This window comes from Methylobacterium sp., from assembly GCF_019750675.1.
Lineage (GTDB): Bacteria > Pseudomonadota > Alphaproteobacteria > Rhizobiales > Beijerinckiaceae > Methylobacterium.
On the sequence record NZ_JAIEOF010000095.1, the window covers coordinates 1 to 4602 of the forward strand.

The following is a 4602-nucleotide window of genomic DNA, read 5'->3' on the forward strand; positions in this document are numbered from 1 at the left end:
GCCCTCCCGGCCCCCTTCCAGCGCTGGACCTACGAGTTCGCCGCGCTCCCCGAGCTTTGCGCCTTCCTGAGCGCGCCCGAACCCGGCGCCCAGGACCTCCGCGACGCCGCCTGAGCGCGTCGCCTTCCGCCTTCACCCCCGAGCGCGCCGCGCTCCAACACGAGAGCCACCATGTCGAGCCCCACCCGTGTCATCGAAGCCGACCTCGGCACCATTCTCGGCGCAATCGCGGCGAGCCGGATCGGCGGAGGCAAGAGCAGCGCTCCGAAGCGGACCACCGCGCAGGACATCGAAACGCTGAAGGCCGCGGCCGTGCGGTACCTCGGCCCGACCGTCTTTAAGGTCGGCGACCTGATCACACCCCGCGCCGATAGCCCGATCACCCAGGTGGGCGCTCCGCACATCGTCCTGGAGGTCCGGGAGGATTTCCCGATCCGCCCGATGGAGGCGACGGACCCGAAGCACGTCGACCTCGAACGGTTCGGCGCCAAGCTCGACATCCGCGTCGCCTCGGTCTGCGGCTTCGAGCACGGAGAAGTCCGGCCGTTCTGGGAAGAAAGCTGGATGTTCGACCCGTACGTGGCGCCGGTCGACGCCGAAACCCCGAGCGAGGCCGCCTGAGCCGCCCACCGGGCCGCTCGCGCCGGGCGGCCCGGTCCTCTCCCTCCCGATCCAGCGAGCCGACCGATGTCCGGCCTCCCCATCATCACCGCCATTTCCGTCGTCCTCGTCGCGGGCGCAGTTGCTGCAATCGCGGCCCCCTGGATCGCGGCTGATATGCGCCGCGCTGTGCGCCGCGAGGATCGGACGCCGCCCGACATCACCATGATCATGATGATGGGCTTCGGGCCCGGCCTCTGGGTCGGTGTGGCCGGTGTCGCGGTCTGGCTGGGGAGAACCTGGGCATGAGCCTCGCAGCCCTCACCAACCGCGCGCCGTACCGCGTCCGACTCGGGACGCAGGCCATCGTCGAAGACCGCCACGGCGCGTCCGCTTTCGTCGTCGTCGAGCCGGTGAACGACCCGGCCGAGCGCATCGCCTTCGCCAAGGCCTGGGTCGAGCAGGCCAACGCCCTCGCCAGCTGCCAAAGCCCCGCCCTTCCTCAAGCCGCCGAGTGACCGCCACCATGAAGATCATCGAATTGCAGGCCGAGAACGTGAAGCGGCTCCGCGCCGTCACGATCTCGCCCGAGGGGAACATCGTCGAGATTTCCGGCCGGAACGGGCAGGGCAAGACGAGTGTCCTGGATGCGATCTGGTGGGCCGTCTCCGGCACCACGCACATCCAGGCCGTGCCGATCCGCAAGGGGGAGAACGAGGCCCGTATCCGCCTCGACCTGGGCGACCTGAAGGTGATCCGGACCTTCCGCCGGCGGGAGGAGGGCGGCCACACCACGAGCCTCGTCGTCGAGAGCGCCGACGGCGCCCGCTACCAGTCCCCGCAGAAGATGCTCGACAGCCTGTTGAGCGCCCTCTCGTTCGACCCGCTCGCCTTCACCCGCATGGACGGAAAGGCGCAGTTGGAGACGCTGAAGCGCTTCGTGCCGGGCGTCGACTTCGCCGCGATCGAGAAGGCCAGCAAGGCCGATTTCGACCGCCGCACCGAGGTGAACCGCACGATCCGCACCCTGCGCTCGCAGGCCGTCAGCATCGAGGTCCCCGCCGGCACGCCGGCCGAGCGCATCGACGATGCAGCCCTCGTCGCGAAGCTGGAGGAGGCGGGGGAGTTCAACACCGACCTTGAGCGCCGCCGTATCCGGCGAGAGCAGGCCGAGGACGAGGTCGCGGCGCAGGAAGCCTCAATCGAGACGCTTCGCGCTCGTGCGAAGCAGCTCCGGCACGATGCCGATGAGGCGGACGCTGAGGCCGACAAGATCAACGCCCGCATGGTCGTCACGCGGGGCAAGCTCGCCGACGCCGAGGCCCTCCCCGAGCCCATCGACACCCTCGACCTGCGCCAGCGCATCGCCGACGCCGGCCGCATCAACGCCGCCGTAGCCCAGCGTGAACAGCGGGAGCGGATCGAGAAGCAGGTGCAGGCGGCCGAGACCGAGGCGGCCGCCCTCACCAAGGCCATCGAGGACCGCGCGACCCAGAAGCGTGAGGCCATCGCCAAGGCGGACCTGCCCGTGCCCGGCATCGGCTTCGGCGAGGACGAGATCCTGCTGAACGAGGTCCCGTTCGATCAAGCGTCCAGCGCCGAGCAGCTGCGCACGTCCGTCGCCATCGCGATCGCGGCGAACCCGAAGCTCCGGGTCATCCGCATCCAGGACGGCTCGCTCCTCGACGAGGAGGCCATGCGGATCCTCGCCGAGATGGCGCAGGCCGCCGACTACCAGGTGTGGATCGAGCGCGTCGGCGCCGGGAGCACCGTCGGAATCGTCATCGAGGACGGCGCGGTTGCCGGCTCGATGGTCGTCGCCACCGAAGCCGCGGAGTGACCGAGATGGAGCGCAACCTGCTCATCTGGTCGAACGAGCGCGGCATGTGGTGGAAGGCCAGCCGCTATGGCTACACGACCCTGACCCACGAGGCCGGCCGCTTCTCGCAGGCCGAAGCCGACCAGATCCTCGCAGCCGCGAACGTCGCGGCCGAGCCCGGGCGCCCCAATGAGGTCGCCTGCATCGCGCCCTGGCGCACCTGGGCCGCCGAGGAGTTCCAGCACGCAGCCACCCTTCACTTCGTCTCGCAGACAGGAGTCTGAGCCATGCAGATCTTCAACCACGAAGAAGGGCGCGTGCCGGCGCCCGGCCTCTACCACATGCCGGCGCGGGTCTATCACGCCGACCCGGCGCCAGAGCCGTCGCTGTCCTCGTCCATCGCGAAGGTTCTCATCGCGCAGAGCCAGGAGCACGCCTGGAGCGAGCACCCGCGCCTAGGCAAGGCCCCGGATGCGGAGCGGGACCCGACCCGGCCGATGGAGATCGGCACGGCGGCGCACAAGCTGATCCTGGGGCACGGCGCCGACCTCGTGATCATCGACGCGGCCGACTACAAGGGCGGAGCCGCCAAGGCGTCCCGTGCCGCCGCCTACGCTGCCGGTGACGCGCCGATCCTGCGGCCCGACTGCGAGAAGGCCGAGACGCTGGCCTCGCAGGTCGCGCTTCGGCTGGCCCGTATCCCCGGCTGCGAAGGCTTTCAGGCCGCCCCGGCCGAAGTCGTCGCCATCGCCCGCGACGTGTCGGGCGCCTGGCTGCGCATCATGATGGACCGCGTCGAGATCCACGCGGACCACGCCATCGTGTGGGATGTCAAAACTGGAGACCAGTCGGCGGCGCCCCAGACTCTCGGCCGCCGCGTCGAGCAGATGGGCATGGAGGTCCAGGCCGCTTTTTACATCCACGTGCTGGGCCTGCTGTTCCCGCACCTGCAGGGTCGCATCGCCTTCCGCTGGATCTTCATCGAGAACGACGCGCCCCATGGCGTGTGCGTCGCGGAGGCCGACGCGGCCGGCCTGCACATCGGCGACCACAAGGTCACCCTCGCGCTCACCCGCTGGAACAAGGGCCTGAAATCCGGGACCTGGGCCGGCTACCCGACGCAGATCGTCCGCGTCGAGTATCCCGAGTGGGCGCAGAAGCGCTGGCTTGAGCGCGAGGAGGGCGAACTCTCCCAGGAGGTCCAGAACTTCGACCTCAACAAAAGCCCCTGGCGTCCTCTGGATTGGGAGGACGCAGCGTGAGCTTCTCATTCATCCCCGCAGAGCGCTTCAAGGAGCGCGCCGGCCTGTTCGTGTCCCTCACCGGGGGCACCAACAGCGGCAAGACGTTCTCGGCGCTGCGCCTCGCGCGCGGCATCGCCGGTCCGACCGGCAAGGTGGCGGTCCTCGACACCGAGGGCGGCCGGACGCTCCACCTGAAGGGCGATTTCGACTTCGACGCCAACATCATGGACCCGCCGTTTCGGCCGGATCGGTTCGCCGCTGCTGCCAAGGCAGCCGAGGATGCGGGCTACGACGCCCTGGTGATCGACAGCTTCTCGATGGAGTGGGCAGGGCTCGGCGGTGTGCTGGACTGGCAGGCGGCCGAATTCGAGCGGATGGGCAGCAAGGATTCGGCGAAGGGCACGTCCTGGATCAAGCCGAAGATGGCCCACAAGGCGATGGTCTACGCGCTCCTGCAGCGGCGTATCCCGATAATCTTCTCCATTCGCGGTGAGGAGACGTTCGTCCCACCCAACACGAAGCTCTTCAAGTCGATCACCAACAAGCAGTTTCCCTTCGAAGTGACTGTCTCGTTCCGGCTGGAGTCGGACCGGAAGGGCTACGTCGACCTGTCCGACCCGAAGTCCTGGAAGATGGAGGGCGCGCACCAGGAGATCTTCAAGCACGGCGAGCGGATCAGCGAAGAGCACGGTGCGGCGCTGGCCCGGTGGGCCTGCGGGGATCACGCGAAGGTCGTGCGCCCCGAGCCGCCGGTCACCCGTCGCGGAAAGGACGCCCTCTTCGCCGACGCACGCACCAAGGCAGAGGAGGGCTCTTTCGCCCTGAACGCCTGGCGCTTCGACCTCCCGGAGCGCGCCAGAGTCGCCCTCGACGAGATCACCCAAGAACTCGACCAGATCGCAGACGCGGCCGACGCCCGGGATGCCGGCGACTACGGCC

General features: G+C 69.1%; 7 protein-coding genes. All 7 read left to right on the top strand.

What is annotated here, in order from left to right; genetic code table 11:
• Positions 1–171: 171 nt before the first annotated feature.
• Positions 172–621 (top strand): hypothetical protein, encoded by a 450-nt coding sequence (locus K2X24_RS04835; RefSeq protein WP_292495222.1) that lies wholly within the window; start codon positions 172–174, stop codon positions 619–621.
• 66 nt (positions 622–687) lie between these two features.
• Complete coding sequence (locus tag K2X24_RS04840) at positions 688–909, top strand: hypothetical protein (RefSeq protein ID WP_292495224.1); 222 nt, start codon at positions 688–690, stop codon at positions 907–909.
• Complete coding sequence (locus K2X24_RS04845; RefSeq protein WP_292495225.1) at positions 906–1118, top strand: hypothetical protein; 213 nt, start codon at positions 906–908, stop codon at positions 1116–1118. The genes K2X24_RS04840 and K2X24_RS04845 overlap by 4 nt, the downstream gene beginning before the upstream one ends.
• Before the next feature lie 8 nt (positions 1119–1126).
• Positions 1127–2440, top strand: coding sequence for an AAA family ATPase (locus K2X24_RS04850; RefSeq protein WP_292495227.1), 1314 nt, complete (start codon positions 1127–1129; stop codon positions 2438–2440).
• 5 nt (positions 2441–2445) lie between these two features.
• A complete protein-coding gene (locus K2X24_RS04855; protein WP_292495229.1) occupies positions 2446–2703 on the top strand; it encodes a hypothetical protein in 258 nt (85 codons plus the stop codon).
• 3 nt (positions 2704–2706) lie between these two features.
• Entirely contained in the window at positions 2707–3681 is a 975-nt protein-coding gene (locus K2X24_RS04860) for a PD-(D/E)XK nuclease family protein (RefSeq protein ID WP_292495231.1), read from the top strand.
• Positions 3678–4602: AAA family ATPase (locus tag K2X24_RS04865; RefSeq protein ID WP_292495233.1), on the top strand; the 925-nt coding region annotated here is incomplete at its 3' end. The genes K2X24_RS04860 and K2X24_RS04865, both read left to right, overlap by 4 nt.